14 protein-coding genes are annotated in these 14,582 nt (G+C 35.3%); 9 read left to right on the forward strand and 5 right to left on the reverse strand.

Going from position 1 to position 14,582, the window contains the following annotated elements:
- The first annotated feature begins 148 nt into the window (after positions 1 to 148).
- The 4 genes from MHI02_RS11095 (at position 149) to MHI02_RS11110 (ending at position 4,097) form a co-directional block, all read left to right on the forward strand.
- Positions 149 to 478, forward strand: coding sequence for a hypothetical protein (locus MHI02_RS11095; RefSeq protein WP_052771700.1), 330 nt, complete (start codon positions 149 to 151; stop codon positions 476 to 478).
- A gap of 61 nt (positions 479 to 539) precedes the next feature.
- Positions 540 to 821, forward strand: coding sequence for a hypothetical protein (locus tag MHI02_RS11100; RefSeq protein ID WP_052771699.1), 282 nt, complete (start codon positions 540 to 542; stop codon positions 819 to 821).
- Positions 822 to 1,316: 495 nt separating this feature from the next.
- Positions 1,317 to 3,251, forward strand: coding sequence for a fructose-bisphosphatase class III (locus MHI02_RS11105; RefSeq protein ID WP_047185069.1), 1,935 nt, complete (start codon positions 1,317 to 1,319; stop codon positions 3,249 to 3,251).
- A gap of 213 nt (positions 3,252 to 3,464) precedes the next feature.
- Entirely contained in the window at positions 3,465 to 4,097 is a 633-nt protein-coding gene (locus tag MHI02_RS11110) for a histidine phosphatase family protein (RefSeq protein ID WP_052771698.1), read from the forward strand.
- 69 nt (positions 4,098 to 4,166) lie between these two features.
- Here MHI02_RS11110 and MHI02_RS11115 read toward each other — a convergent pair whose 3' ends face one another.
- Complete coding sequence (locus MHI02_RS11115; protein WP_047185068.1) at positions 4,167 to 5,039, reverse strand: DUF3307 domain-containing protein; 873 nt, start codon at positions 5,037 to 5,039, stop codon at positions 4,167 to 4,169.
- Positions 5,036 to 5,812: a hypothetical protein gene (locus MHI02_RS11120; RefSeq protein WP_047185067.1), complete on the reverse strand. Its 777-nt coding sequence runs from the start codon at positions 5,810 to 5,812 to the stop codon at positions 5,036 to 5,038. Before MHI02_RS11120 ends, MHI02_RS11115 begins: the two co-directional genes overlap by 4 nt.
- Before the next feature lie 389 nt (positions 5,813 to 6,201).
- Here MHI02_RS11120 and MHI02_RS11125 point away from each other — a divergent pair, with 389 nt between their 5' ends.
- The 5 genes from MHI02_RS11125 (at position 6,202) to MHI02_RS11145 (ending at position 12,040) form a co-directional block, all read left to right on the forward strand.
- The gene (locus MHI02_RS11125; protein WP_047185066.1) at positions 6,202 to 6,969 is read left to right on the forward strand and encodes a class I SAM-dependent methyltransferase; all 768 of its coding nucleotides are present in this window, start codon (positions 6,202 to 6,204) and stop codon (positions 6,967 to 6,969) included.
- 264 nt (positions 6,970 to 7,233) lie between these two features.
- Positions 7,234 to 9,831, forward strand: a complete 2,598-nt coding sequence (locus tag MHI02_RS11130; RefSeq protein ID WP_341165916.1) for a flavin-containing monooxygenase — start codon at positions 7,234 to 7,236, stop codon at positions 9,829 to 9,831.
- A 349-nt stretch (positions 9,832 to 10,180) separates the two neighbouring features.
- Complete coding sequence (locus tag MHI02_RS11135; protein WP_204798120.1) at positions 10,181 to 10,753, forward strand: DUF2087 domain-containing protein; 573 nt, start codon at positions 10,181 to 10,183, stop codon at positions 10,751 to 10,753.
- A gap of 59 nt (positions 10,754 to 10,812) precedes the next feature.
- Positions 10,813 to 11,229, forward strand: coding sequence for an MFS transporter (locus MHI02_RS11140; RefSeq protein ID WP_204798119.1), 417 nt, complete (start codon positions 10,813 to 10,815; stop codon positions 11,227 to 11,229).
- Complete coding sequence (locus MHI02_RS11145; RefSeq protein ID WP_341165917.1) at positions 11,204 to 12,040, forward strand: MFS transporter; 837 nt, start codon at positions 11,204 to 11,206, stop codon at positions 12,038 to 12,040. Before MHI02_RS11140 ends, MHI02_RS11145 begins: the two co-directional genes overlap by 26 nt.
- An 871-nt stretch (positions 12,041 to 12,911) precedes the next feature.
- On the opposite strand, the gene MHI02_RS11150 is transcribed toward MHI02_RS11145, so the two are convergent.
- The 3 genes from MHI02_RS11150 to msrA all read right to left on the reverse strand — a co-directional run bounded on the left by MHI02_RS11150 (position 12,912) and on the right by msrA (position 14,545).
- A complete protein-coding gene (locus MHI02_RS11150) occupies positions 12,912 to 13,151 on the reverse strand; it encodes an indolepyruvate ferredoxin oxidoreductase subunit alpha (protein WP_047185065.1) in 240 nt (79 codons plus the stop codon).
- A gap of 173 nt (positions 13,152 to 13,324) precedes the next feature.
- Positions 13,325 to 13,531: a DUF6501 family protein gene (locus tag MHI02_RS11155; protein ID WP_341165918.1), complete on the reverse strand. Its 207-nt coding sequence runs from the start codon at positions 13,529 to 13,531 to the stop codon at positions 13,325 to 13,327.
- A gap of 54 nt (positions 13,532 to 13,585) precedes the next feature.
- A complete protein-coding gene (msrA, locus tag MHI02_RS11160; RefSeq protein WP_047185063.1) occupies positions 13,586 to 14,545 on the reverse strand; it encodes a peptide-methionine (S)-S-oxide reductase MsrA in 960 nt (319 codons plus the stop codon).
- Positions 14,546 to 14,582: the final 37 nt, after the last annotated feature.

Genomic DNA, 14,582 nt, shown 5'->3' on the forward strand with positions numbered 1-14,582 from the left:
GATGTTATTAAAAATGGGTTTACATAATAGTGTTCCTTAAAACTTCTTGAAAAATATGTCTTTAACCATACTTTAATAGGGTTATCATCTAAGCATGTCTCCATAACACGAATATAATATATCGACAAAAGAAAAAGGAGGGAAAGCTATGAGCAAAGTATGGAGAAACCCAGATTTCTTCGGGGACGATGGAAGGCGATCTGGTAATTCAGAGTCAAGAAGTAATTCCAGAAGTAGTTCAAGAAGCGATGTAGATAACGAACTTGATTTTAGAAGTGACATTGATTCAGACAATGAAAATGAAGTCCAAGTTAAAGATAAGAATACTAACATTGCTAAAGTAGTAAAGAGTGGTAACTCAAGAGTAGATGTGGATATTCACGTAGACAGTGATTCTCGTGCAAGAGTACGCGCTAGATCCGAATCAGATTCCGATCAGGAGCAAGATCAAGATCAAAATCAAAGATTTGATATCTAACTAAATTTCAGAGGGGTACTTAGAAAAAGTATCCCTCTATCGATATGAGGTGTTAAGAAAAGTGGAAAAACGACTTGAAAATAGGTTAAATACACTGATAGATAAAAGCGGAAATTCAGATGTAGATCTAGTTATAAATATAGAAACAAAAGCTATTGCATATAGTATTTTATGCAGTATTTATGCTAAAGGTGAAATAAATGAAATGGAATTGGAAAGGGCAGTAAAAAAACTAGATTCTTTAATTGAAAGAGATCAAAGAAAACAAAGGGAAAGAGACCATGCACTTGAATTTAAAAATAGAGATTTTCAACAGCGAATTTCAAGAAGAAAATGGATATAAAATTTTCTTCTATATTTAGAATTAGTTATTTAGACACTAGATGTACCTATATAGAATACTTATTCGGTACAGTGAAAAATAGAGTAAGTAGCTAACGTCTCGTTTGTACTTACCACAGGGAATATTGGAGAAAGGACAAATAAGTATAATAGTTATCAATGAAGTGTTTTTATCTGATTCATATTTTAAAGATCGTAAATCCACGTTAAGGTGCCTAGCCCCACTGCTGAACTATAATAAAGCAGTGGGGCTAGGCACTTTTTTCATCACTTAAGGAGCAGGAGATTCCCTCAAGACCTGTGACGTATAAAACCCTGAAAAAATACAAGCTTGGCAGGTATATCATGTAATTAATGAATACGATAGCCCCTTAATATAATAAAAAATTACCCAATATGTTAAAATATAAGAACATACTCTATAAAAATATTTAATTTCCTAGTACTAATGATATTCTATTAACCAATTAGGAGCCTATAGGGGGGATGAATCATAATGAATAAGAAATATTTGGATTTACTTGCAGAGAAATATGATAGTGAGGAGAAAGTGATTAATGAACTAATTAATCTGGAAGCCATTCTTAATTTACCAAAAGGGACAGAGCACTTTGTAAGTGACTTACATGGGGAGTTTCAATCCTTCCAACATGTTTTAAGAAATGGTTCTGGTAGAGTAAGGGAGAAAATTGTAGAGCTATTCTTTAGCGTTCTATCAGAGGAAAAAATTAATGAATTGACAACATTGGTTTATTATCCTGAAGATAAGCTACAATTAATAAAACATAACTTCGGCAATAATGAGGAGTTACACGACTGGTATGCAGAAACCATTAAACATTTAGTCAAGCTTATATCTTTCGCTTCTTCAAAATATACACGTTCGAAATTACGAAGAGCCTTACCGAAGCAATTTGTATATATCATTGAAGAGTTACTATATAAAACGGAAGATGAACTATTAAATAAGGAACCTTATTACAATATCATTGTCGAACGAGTAATTTCTCTTGGCCAGGCTGATAAATTGATTATTGGGCTTGCTTATTGTATGCAGCGATTAGTAGTGGACCATCTTCATGTAGTTGGGGATATTTATGATCGTGGGCCGCAACCTGATAAAATTATGGATACATTGATTGATTATCATTCAGTTGATATTCAATGGGGAAATCATGATGTATTATGGATAGGTGCCTTCTCAGGTTCAAAAGTTTGTCTCGCTAATATTCTCCGCATTAGCGCTAGGTACGATAATTTGGATATTATTGAAGATGTGTATGGAATCAATTTAAGACCTCTTCTTAATCTTGCGGAAAAGTATTACACAGACAATCCAGCTTTTAGACCTAAGGTACAGACAGGTAAAAAAATAACCGATCAAGAACGTTTACAAATCACGAAAATGCATCAAGCCATTGCGATGATTCAGTTCAAACTGGAAATGCCTATTATTAAAAGACGTCCATTCTTTAACATGTCAGAAAGACTTTTGCTTGAGAATATTGATTATGATAAAAATGAAATAAAGATTCAAGGGAAGACGTACAAACTTGAAAACACCTGTTTCGCAACCGTTAACCCCGATAATCCAGAACAACTTATAGAAGAAGAACAAGAAGTGATTGACAAACTATTATTCTCTGTTCAGCATTCAGAGAAACTAGCAAGACACATCCATTTTCTTATGAAAAAAGGTAGCCTCTATTTAAAATATAACGGTAACTTATTAATTCATGGCTGCATTCCTTTAGATGAAAAGGGAAATATGGAAGAAATGGTAATTGAAGATACTACATATGGCGGTCGTGATTTACTTGATATTTTTGAGTATCATTTACGATATGCATTTGCTCATCCAGAAGAAACAGATGATCTCTCAACAGATATGGTCTGGTATTTATGGACTGGAGAATATTCATCACTATTTGGAAAAAGAGCCATGACAACCTTTGAACGATATTTTATAAAGGACAAAGAAACCCATAAAGAAACGAAGAATCCATATTACTATCTACGTGAAAATGAAGATATTTGCCGTAAAATTTTAACAGACTTTGGGCTTGATCCAGATCATAGTCATATCATAAATGGCCACACACCTGTAAAAGAAATTGAAGGGGAAAACCCAATTAAAGCAAATGGGAAGATGATTGTCATTGATGGGGGCTTCTCTAAGGCTTATCAATCTACAACAGGAATCGCTGGATACACGTTACTTTATAATTCATACGGTATGAAACTCGTTGCTCATAAACATTTTAATTCTAAAGAAAATTTATTAGAAAATGGAACAGATGTTTTATCCGTGAAACGGGTAGTGGATGAAGAAGTGGAACGGAAGATGGTTCGAGAAACGAATGTCGGACAGGAATTGTTAGAAGAAGTAGCCGCACTGAAGAGTTTGTTGGAGTATCGATATATGAAATAAAATAAGAGTGAAGACAATCTGCCGATGGTGGATTGTCTTTTTTCGCATCAGTAGGGTATCAAGGAAATCTCGCTAACGGAAGTCCTTTTTATTAATATTCCAATAATTTTAACATTTCACTTTACCAACATTAATAAAATTTGATAAAGTAGAGAAGAGAATGTTAATTAAGGGAAATTTAAATAAATTCGGAAAGAACAAGGGGTGAAGGGTTTGACGATTTATTTAATAAGGCACGGGGAATCCGAACATAATGTAGATTATACGATAATGGAACACATTCATGATTCGGAGCACAATTTAACAGAACTTGGGCAGAAGCAGGCAAAAGCTACAGCTGATTTTTTGAAAAACGTAGTAAGTGAAAAAACTATTTTATATAGTTCACCTTATGCACGAACGATGCAAACCGCCAAAGCCATACATGCGGAACTACCGGGTGAAGTTCCTTTTCTCCAAAATCCATTAATACGCGAGTGGGAATTAGGAAACTTGCTTAACATTAATAATCGTACACCACAGCTAAAGAAGGAATTTAAAGCTTCTGGTTCGTTTTTCTATCGCTATCCAAATGGAGAATCAATGGCAGATGTCTACCTTCGTGCCACTATGTTTTATAATACGTTTCTTCAGCGAGTCAAGCAACAAAATCGTTATGAAGATGTGATCATGGTAAGTCATTCTGCTTTCATGCATGCATTTTTGACGTTTATGATGCAGTGGCCAATCGATAATAAAGCAAAACCTAAACCGTTTGATAATGCATGCGTTATTGCCATAGATGAGGTGGATGGAGATTACCAATATAAACAAATTTTTGCACCTAAGATTAGTGTGACTAATTAAAATTAGTTATAGAAAAGACTGAAATTCTTAACTTAAAATTTCAGTCTTTTCATTATTATCAAGAAGGCTCTACTTAATGATTCCTTGTACAGCAAGACCAAGTACTAATCCTAGAAAGATAGAAGATAGTGTACCTAATAAGAAATATTCCGCCCAGCTTCTATCTTCTAACTGTTTGAATCGTGCAATTGACTTGGCAGCAATAATAAAGGCAATAGACGAATAGGAGCCTATCACGGTTAATATAATAACAAGCAATCTTTCTATGTAGCCGATAAGTTTCCCACGCGATCGAAGTGGGGAAGAGTATGTAAAATAATGATATTCCTCCGTAAAGCTATTTTCCATCTTAGGTTGACTTTTTTCTGTTGTATCATTCATTTGATGTCTTAATGTTAGTTCACCTTCAAAATTTACAAGTTCTGAGGGCAATGAACCAACTATAAATTTAACGATATGACCGCTGACACTTGTTGCTAAAATATAAATAATAGAAATAAATAAAAATGTATTAAACGGGCTTAAACCGTTTGTCCCATATAAGTCTAGCAAACTAGTCGTCATTTCTGCGACTTTCATACGAAAGAAAAGGAGGCATGCAATGATGATCATCATTGCATGTAATACTTGATCTAATAGAAAGTATCTCAGTCTTATAATATGATCCGTTGGGCTTCTTTTAATGGAGTCTACTAGCTTTATTTTTAACATATCAATCAGGAGATGTGTGATAATAATAAAAATTAAAGGTAGAATAAAATACATTATTATATTTTGAAACTCATATTGATAACCCCATATAATAGCAAGTACCATTCCAGTTGTTAGTAAATGGTGAAATATATGTTTCTTTAAATGTTTTATTTTATTTTTTACCATTTGATCCGTTTGCAACCAAAAGTCAGCTATTAAATGTGCAAGTAGTAGTAATAGTACAGTCATGATAATCTCCCTTCTTTAGGAAAATAATCCTGTAAATGGTTTAATACATGCTGTCGAATGGTTGTTTGCAGCTTATCAGTTAGATGATATTTATCATGTGCTTCTAATGAATCCAGTACATTAACAATGTCATAAAAAGTGTTTAAGATGACTTGCGTTTTACCTTTTTTCATATGATTTGATATAGTAGCTGTTGTTCTATCAAGATATTGACTTATTTTATTTTGTTGACCGAGGATTAAATACAAAGAACAGACGAGAGATTGTATTTGAGTTTGTTCGTTAATTTGTTCTTGCTTTAGGGTTAAACTCGTATTTATTAATGTTTCGAACTGTTTGCTAAAAACAGTGAATCCTTGTTCATCTGATAAACCAGGTAATTCAAAGCGAAATAGCAATCTGTTCTGTTGTTTTTTTAGATAATCATTGGCATTTCTTGCATGTTTCATTAATGGATGAATCCAAGTTTCTATGTTTATAGCATTTACATTCTCTTGGATATTGCCAAACGATAGACCAAAATAAGGTTTATGATTTGCATACTTCCAAATACGGCTTATATAGAAGGCAAGTGTATATGCCGATGCATAGCCACTACATACCACGGCCAATTCATCACCAGCACGATGACTGATCTTGGTCACAACAGTATCTTTTGTCCAATCTGCAATGCTCATTTTTAATTGCTGCAGATATTCACTTAATTCATTACCGATATTTTCTTTAGATGAATTACTTACATCCATGATAAAGACGGAGACTCCATTTAACATGTATAAACAGTTCCTTTCTTATCCAACGTACAGAGGAGTTTGATTATATAATCGAATATAACAAAAGTTAGATGAAATAGTCAAACTTAATATAAGTTAGATGATTTAGACTAAAACATACTATGGTAAAGTAATTAACTCAAGTTTTGGAGTGAAAAATTGGTTAAAAGCAGCAACAACAATATGGAGCTTATCACCATTCTCTTTTCTAATTGCCATGGCAACAGTTCCGATACCCCATTCCAAGCCAAAAATAGCAACCATAATTCTCTATGCGTAAGTAGACATTATTGGTTTATGCATTAGGGTGAAGAAGGTAACCGATAGAATAATTCAATTCGAAATAGGAGTTAAAGTTTAATTAATAGAACTTAAGAGGTGGTCTATAAATGAACATTAATTTTGGTTTAACTGCAGATGATTACAGTAATTATAGAGTGCAGTATCCAGAGAAGTTGTTTATTAAACTTCAAGAGTTTGGGTTAGGAGAAAAAGAACAATCACTACTAGATATTGGTACGGGAACAGGTTTTCTTGGTAGAAAATTTGCTGAAAAAGGTTTAGAAGTTACAGGTGTTGATATTGCCAATGAGCTTTTAAATGTGGCAAAAAAGTTAGATAAAGAGCAGGGTTTAAATATCACATATGTCAGTTCAAAAGCAGAAAGTTTGCCTTTTGATGAAAATAGTTTTGATATTGTTACTGCGGCACAATGTTGGCATTGGTTTAATAGTGTAGAAGTTTTACATGAAATCAATAGGGTACTTAAAAAAAACGGAAAGTTAATCATTTTACACTTAGATTGGTTACCTATTAAAGATAATGTGGTCTCAAAAACTGAGGAATTGATACTTCAATATAACCCTAATTGGGCAGGTAATGGCGGTAACGGAATGTATCCAGATTGGTTAACGCAGGTATCAGAAGCAGGTTATAGAAATATTGAGACCTTTACATTTGATTTAGATGTAAATTTTAGCCATGATGCGTGGAGGGGTAGGATTAGAGCTAGCGCAGGTGTAGGTGCAAGCCTAAGTGATGAAGGTGTGAAAAAGTTTGACAGGGATCTTAAGAAGTTACTTAATAATGAATTTCAAGGGAATTTAATAATTCCCCATAGAGTCTTTTGTTTAGTTTGTGAACGCCCCGATGTTTGAATACTTTTAGAGCAGTTTAGAGGATGCAAAAGATAAAAACTATTCAGGGACTTAATGGTATTTTATGTAACTTAATTATTCTAAAAAAGTAATAAATGTATATCTTAACCCGTAAAATTTACAGGAGGGGTTTATAGAAGAAAGAAAAATTTTAACGAGGGAAGTTTAAGCAGAGTTTTATACATCTAGCCAGAAAGTATATGAAAACGCATACAACCCTTGACTTCATTTTGACAAATTTTAATTTTAAGGAGGCGATTGACAATGGTATTGAATCAACATAATACTAATGTGTTTGATGCTGTGGTAGTTGGAGCGGGTTTTTCTGGATTGTATATGCTTCATCGATTACGGGAGGCAGGTTATTCGGTTCGCGTTTATGAAGCCGGTGAAGATATTGGGGGAACCTGGTATTGGAACCGCTACCCCGGTGCGCGTTGTGACATCGAGAGTATCTACTATAATTATACTTTTTCAGAAGAGATTTTGAACGAATGGACTTGGTCTTCCAGATATGCTGAGCAACCGGAAATACTAAACTATATAAATTTTGTAGCGGATAAATTGGATTTGCGTCGGGACATTCAGTTCAATACACGGATCACAGCTGCCCGCTACAATGAACAAGACCGTAACTGGGAGATTGGAATGGAAGACGGCACGCAAGTCACTGCTGAGTACTTTATTACGGCATTAGGGTGCCTTTCTGCCTCTAACATACCAAAATTTAAAGGGTTAGACAGCTTCAAAAAAGAGGTATATCACACAGGAAGATGGCCGCAAGAAAAAGTAGACTTCAGTGGTAAGCAAGTTGGTGTGATTGGAACCGGATCAAGTGGAATTCAAGCAATTCCGGTTATTGCCAAAGAAGCTGGTCACCTCACCGTGTTTCAGAGGACTCCGCAGTATAGCTGTCCAGCGCAAAATCATCCGTATGATTCCGAAGTAATCAACGAAACAAGGAAAAATTACGCAGAAATTAAACAACTTATGCGTTACTCGATGCACGGAGTTCCATCCGCACCTCGGATGAAATCAGCCCTGGAGGATTCCCCAGAAGAAAGAGAGCGTCTATACGAAAAGGCATGGCAGGAGGGTGGATTATTTACCCTAACCTATAACTATAATGACATTGGAATACTACCTGAAGCAAATGAAACCGCCGCAACCTTTATCCGCTCTAAAATTAAGAAAATTGTCCAAGACCCAGAAGTAGCACAAAAACAAATGCCAACCTATTACTACGCTACAAAACGCCCCATTATTGACACTAACTATTTTGAAACCTATAACCGAGAAAATGTCTCCCTTATTGATATAAAGGCAGAGCCTATTACGGAAATTACCCCAAATGGGATCAAAACGACAGATAGGGAATATGAATTAGACGTCCTTGTGTTTGCAACTGGCTTTGACGCTATGACAGGTCCTTTGTTTAAAATTGATATTCGTGGGAAGAATGATGTGTCGCTTAAGGAGAAATGGAAAGATGGTGCTGATTTAAAGACTTATCTTGGCCTGTCCACTTCCGGTTTCCCGAACATGTTTATGTTGACTGGTCCTCAGAGTCCATCAGTCCTAAGCAACATGATGGTTTCCATTGAGCAGCACGTAGAATGGGTTGCGGATTGCATTGATTACCTTCGTGAACATCATTTAGAAGCATTTGAGGCTACAATAGAGGCAGAAGAATTTTGGAGCCAGCAATGTCAGGCAATTGCCGACATGTCTCTGCTAACCAAAACAGATTCATGGTATATGGGAGCCAATATCGAAGGAAAACCGCGGAGATTTCTCGCCTTTTCCGGAGGGGTAGGGCTTTATCGTTTAATTTGTGATGATGTAGCAGCTAGGGGCTACGAAGGTTTTACATCCCTATTATCTTCCAATGGAACTGATGAAAGTTTAGTTAAAGAGGGATTTTTTAAGGCCGATATTGACCCGCAAGCTTGGTTTGTTTTAAAACAATTGGAGGCTACAGGAGCACCGCCAATGGAGTCACTTACACCAGATCAAGCGAGAAAGTCCGCTGATTTTCAATTGTTGGCAGGAGCTCCAGAAGAGGTAGAAACAATAATAAACAGGACGATTCCACTGGCTGACGGAGAAATTACTGTTCGGATTTACACACCAGCCAGTGAAGGCCCATTGCCAGCATTGGTGTACTACCATGGCGGCGGCTGGGTTATCGGCAATTTAGACACCGTCGATGTGCCTTGCCGAATGTTAGCAAACAGAGCCCGTTGTGTTGTAGTGTCGGTTGATTACCGTTTGGCACCAGAGTACAAATTTCCGACGGCTACTGAAGATGCATATGCGGCCGTAAAGTGGGTGGCAGAAAATGCTGAATCAATTCGGGTAGATCCTGACCGTATTGCCGTTGGTGGTGACAGTGCAGGTGGAAATCTCGCGGCAGTTGTAGCCTTGATGGCCCGAGATCGGAAAGGTCCTTCGCTTGTATATCAAATGCTAATCTATCCGGTAACCAATCATTCCTATGACACAGAATCTTATAACGAAAATGCAGAAGGGTACTTTTTAACAAAGAATACAATGGTTTGGTTTTGGAATCACTATTTACGTGATGAGCAGGACGGCAAAAATCCATACGCTTCACCATTATTGGCCGATGACGTAAGGGGACTGCCGCCAGCTCTGGTAATTACGGCAGGATATGATCCATTGCGTGATGAAGGAGAAGCTTATGCGGAACGCCTAAAAACAGCAGGTGTACCAGTTGAACTGACGCGCTATGACGGAATGATCCACGGTTTCTTTTGGATGCCAGGAGTGCTTGCCGAGGCGCATTACGGGATCAACCAGGCGGCGAATGCTTTAAGCCGTGCTTTTCATGTGGTGTAAATGATCTAGATAGATTCCGAGTTTTTAGGAGGTTAAATACACATGTGAATATCTAAATATTAAATACTTAGACGTAGGTGTTAGCGGCATCTACGTCTTTGTTTTATGTTACTCATATTGTAGTACAATTATCACGATAATCAACATAGATCCATATTTGCACCAATAGATTTATGTGTTTCTTGATGTAATATAGCTGAATAACTTAAGTGATATGATATAAGTGAGTATATAAAGGGAAATATTTAAACTAATGTGGCAGTTTAGTGTAAGAGCAATATATTATAAATAAAGGGTTTTCATATTCATCTAATTAGATTATAATCTAATTAGTGTAGGAGGGATTATTATGCAATTAGATCGAATCGTTAATTTTCATAAAACAATTGGAGACAAAACTCGAATCCGCATTATTAGCCTATTGAAAGCAGGGCCACTACATGGTCAAGCAATTGCAGGCAAGTTAGGGTTAAAGCCGCCGACAATTTCTCATCATTTATCAAAATTAAAAGAGATTGATATTGTTTATCAACGGCGAGATAAGAATACAATTTATTTTTATTTAAACAAAGATAAACTTGAACGAATGGCGCTTGAGATCATCCGAATCGGGGATGAAGAAATGTGTGAAAGATTCGATATAACAGATGAAGAAAAATCAAAGGTCATTAAGAACTTCATAGATGGTAATGGAAAATTAAAGGCGTTGCCTGCCCAAAGAAAAAAGAAGCTGATTCTTTTAGAATATATGTTGCGTGGTCTAGAACATGGAAAAGCGTATAAAGAAACAGAAATCAATGAATATATTCAGCAATATCATCAAGATTTCGCAACGATTAGGCGTGAATTTGTAATGGCTCATTTTATGTATCGCCAAGATAGTATTTATGAACTAAATCCAGTTGAAATGTGGCCTGTATAATCAGGTCATTTTTTTGAACATCTAATTAGATGGATGTCTATTTTGTTGGAGGGGATATTTTGCATGGTTTTCAAATATTGAAAAAGGAGCCAAAATATCAAATTATATTTTGGAGTTCCGTGTTGAATGGTATTGGGGGACGATTCGCTCAAGTTGGTTCTTTTGCGCTGCTTTATCTATTAACTGAATCTGGGGTCGCTTTAGGGATACTTATGGCTCTCCTTGTCTTACCAACAATTATATTCGCTCCTATTAGTGGATACCTGGCCGATTGTTTTCATAAGGCGAAGCTGTTATTTTGGACAGACCTTTTAAGAACACCATTCGCATTACTCCCAATCTGGGCAGCAATTACAGAACAGTTGGGCTTGTTGTATCTTAGTACATTTATTATCGCTAGTGGGCAGGCAGTTTATAACCCAGTTCGATTTTCGATTATTCCCGATATCGTTGAAAAAAAATTTAGTTTCGATTAATGGTTTAGAGCAGAATATTGTAGGGGTAACACTTGTTTTTGGCTCACTTCTTGGAGGTATAATCGCTTTTTTATCTAATGTGAATGTTTTATTTTTCTTCCATGCGGCATTTCTTTTTTTAGCAGCAATTTTAATGTGGCGTTTAACAAGATGTGACATTAATAGGAGTTCGAAAATTGAAGTTGTAGAATCTTCATTGAAAGAAAGTGGGTTTCTTATAATAAGAGTTGCTTTATTACGCGTATTTTTGATGGTCATGCTACTCATGCCCCTTGCAAATGGTGTTGATAATGTAATATTTAACTTAATTGTATTAGAGGTTTTTGATAAAGGAGATTTAGGAGTTGGTTTAATTTATGCAGCCTTAGGAATGGGGTTTGTCTTAAGTTCAACAATGGTTAAGTGGATTCGTGGAAAATATATTGCGATAGGGGTTTTAATGATTTTACTGGAGGGCGTAGGTCATTTATTACTTAGTCAATCATTCTTTTTTGTGCAAGCTATAGTGCTTGCCATTTCAATAACTTTTGTAGGTGGAATAAGCAATATATGCTTTGATACTGTTTTGATGAAAATACTACCTGCTTCCAAACGGGGATTTCTATTTGGTGCTTTAACTATGTTTCAGAATAGTTCAATGGGAATTGCAATGATTGGAGCAGGGTTTTTAACGGAATGGCTTCCTCCTTTGCAAAGCTCTTTTCTTGTTGGTGTTACGTATATTATATTTGCATTAGTCTTTATGTTGGTATTTAGAATTTTTAATTTCCGTGCATCAATACGAAAACTAAAAAGATCAGATATCAGATAGCCATTAAGTTTTTAACTGTCATAAGCATTCCTAGCTTCTATCCCAAATTAAAGGAACATATGTATACGTATCAGATTCAACCAGAAGATACACTTTTATTTAGATTGAAAGGTCTTCCATCGAGAGCAAAAGCGTTAAATCTCCTTACCAACCGTCTTTGTAAAGAGTTGGAATGAGAGGGAGGAGAGAAAATCACACCACCATAGATTCATGGGTAACGTTTTCCACCATTTTGGCGGAAAAAGGCGTAGAAATGACAGCAATTAAATTTTTATAAGGGTATAGTAAACAAGATAATCTCAAGTATTATGCTAGAAAACAAAATCGTCTGTTAGGTATTTTAAGATTTGAGATCAATCATATGAAAAAGAATTAATGAAACATGTACCGCAAAAACAAGCACTCACAGAAAATGAAAACAAATTACTTTACTGACAACAGGAACTAATTAGTACAGTATCAAAAGTTAGAAGGACGCTGTATTAGTTAGTTCCTAATAATTTTTATTATAGTAACTAGTAACTCAGAGGAGTGAGATATTTGTTCGGTACGCTTTCATTTTTATCGGGTTTACATAATCTTTATTATAGGAAGTCATGTTAAAAGCCAAAAATCAATCTCAAAATAAAAGTATACTTAAGATAGTGAGATAAAATTTAATTTTTTTATGAATATATAATTCTGTTTCTAGAAGAAATTTATTTAACAATTTAGATCAATCCTGACGTTTAAGAAAATTTTTCCTTCCCAATCGACACAAAAGTAAATATATTTCACTATTTTATTCAAATCATAACGTCTTACACAGTTGAATTCCATATTTATAAAAATAAAAAAAGCCACATACTTTTTAGTAGTGACTTTCCTCAAATTATCTATTCTCAAAAAATTTACGGTTTAATTCGATATATTCCGTTTCAGCTTCTGGGACCTCATCTTCCATGAAAATTGCCTCGACAGGACAAACAGCTTCACATGCGCCGCAATCTATACATATATCAGGATCGATATAGAACATATCTTCTCCTTCTTCAATACAGTCTACAGGACAAACTTCTACACATTCTCCAGCTTTTTCGGTTTTACATGGTGATGTTATAATAAAAGCCAATACAATCTCCTCCTACCTTCATTGCAAAATACGATTCTCCATTAGATAGTATAACTTATTTCTACAATAAAATAAAAGATTCATCTTTCAATCAATTATTTAATTATCCATAAATAACGCAAATAAATACCCCCAACAGTTAGAAGTGAATCTAACTGTTGGGAGTTCCCATACTATTTTACTTCTTTGAAATACTCTCTTAAATAACCGCCAATTCGATTGCTATTATCTTTTATAAAGTAAAATTCATCTGTCTCATTTTTCACATCGTAGATTTTTCCAGGTGTCAATTTATTATCAACCATAAATTTCTTTGCATTCGCGTGTACACATTCTATTTGTTTTATTGTCTCGTTATTTTCCCATTTTAAATGCATCATTTTTTATCACTCCGTTACTAGTTAACATAATAAAGTTATGGTAAACTTATATTTTTATTCAAATAAATACAGATAATTTGCATATCCTTTTTCTTTCATTTCTTCTTTAGGGATAAATTTCATCGCTGCAGAATTCATGCAATACCGTAATCCTCCAGTCTCCCTTGGCCCATCTTCAAATACATGTCCTAGATGTGAATCAGCTTTTCGACTGCGGACCTCCGTACGTATCATACCATGTGATTGATCGAGATGTTCTGTTACTTGATAAGAATCAACTGGTTTGGTGAAGCTTGGCCAACCACATCCCGCATCATATTGATCCTTAGAAGAAAATAGCACTTCACCTGAGATGACATCAACGTATATACCTTCTTTTGTGTTATTCCAATATTCGTTTTGAAAAGGTCTTTCCGTTCCGTTTTCTTGCGTTACATGATATTGAATTGGGGTGAGCTGTTCTTTCAATTTAGATTTATCTACGCTCATGCCCCATGTTGACTTAATGTAATCTTCTCTTCCAGATCCTTTTTTGTATAATCGATAATGGAAGGATTGCTTTTTATAATAATCTTGGTGATTCTCTTCTGCAGGATAGAATGGTTTTGCAGGTAAAATTTTTGTTACAATTGGTTTAGAAAATTTCCCACTTTCTTCAAGTGCCTGCTTAGAACTCTCAGCAATTGCCTTTTGTTCATCATTGTGATAGAAAATTGCAGTTTGATATGATTCTCCACGATCATTGAATTGTCCACCTGGATCTGTTGGATCAATTTGCTGCCAAAACGTATCAACAAGTCGTTCATATGGCATGATGGCTGGATCAAATGTGATTTGAACAGCTTCTACATGTCCTGTTGTATTTGAACAGACTTGTTCATACGTAGGATTTTCTATATTTCCACCTGTATATCCAGAAATTACACTTTCTACACCGGGTCTAGTATCAAATGGTTCAACCATACACCAGAAGCAACCACCAGCAAAAGTCGCCTTTTCTATATTTGAAGCCATCTTCGTACCTCCATTTTTAGGATGTTTATTTCTATTC

Source organism: Oceanobacillus sp. FSL K6-0118, from assembly GCF_038006665.1.
In the GTDB taxonomy this organism is placed as follows: Bacteria; Bacillota; Bacilli; order Bacillales; family Amphibacillaceae; genus Oceanobacillus; species Oceanobacillus caeni.